The sequence below is a fragment of the Bradyrhizobium sp. NBAIM08 genome (assembly GCF_020193935.1).
Classification (GTDB): Bacteria; Pseudomonadota; Alphaproteobacteria; order Rhizobiales; family Xanthobacteraceae; genus Bradyrhizobium; species Bradyrhizobium yuanmingense.
This window is the reverse complement of record NZ_JADYVR010000611.1, coordinates 1-427: the sequence shown is the minus strand read 5'-3', so window position 1 is coordinate 427 and position 427 is coordinate 1. Positions and strand designations below refer to the sequence as shown.

Here is a 427-nt window from a genome sequence, read left to right as displayed (position 1 = left end):
GTTGGCGTAGTACTTGAGCGGCTCGGCGACGCTCTCGCCGACCGCCTTCGACGCGGCAAAGTGGACGACCGCGTCGATGCGGCCGTCCGCGAACAGCGTGTCGAGCGCGGCGCGGTCGCGGACGTCGGCGCGAACGAAGTGCGAGACGTCGGCGCCGAGCGCGGCGAGCCGGCGCAGCACCTCGGGCGAGCTGTTCGAGAAGTCGTCGATGCCGGCGACCGCGTAGCCGGCCGCCTCGAGGGCAAGCCAGGTGTGCGATGCGATGTAGCCGGTCGCGCCGGTGAGCAGGATCATGGCGGGTTCGGGAAGGAATCAGTCATTGTCCGGGCAACCGGCGCGCCATGCCTGCGCGCCCCTGCCGCGCCGCGGCGATTGTCGACCGGTGCCTACAATCGCGGCATGCTCGATGCGATCAAAGCACTGGCCG

The 427-nt window shown here is 70.5% G+C and carries 1 protein-coding gene; it reads right to left on the bottom strand.

The window, feature by feature from the left end; all coding sequences use genetic code 11:
• The coding region (locus I6F37_RS41195; protein ID WP_225154551.1) for an NAD-dependent epimerase/dehydratase family protein at positions 1 to 294 on the bottom strand (294 nt) is incomplete at its 3' end.
• Positions 295 to 427 lie beyond the last annotated feature (133 nt).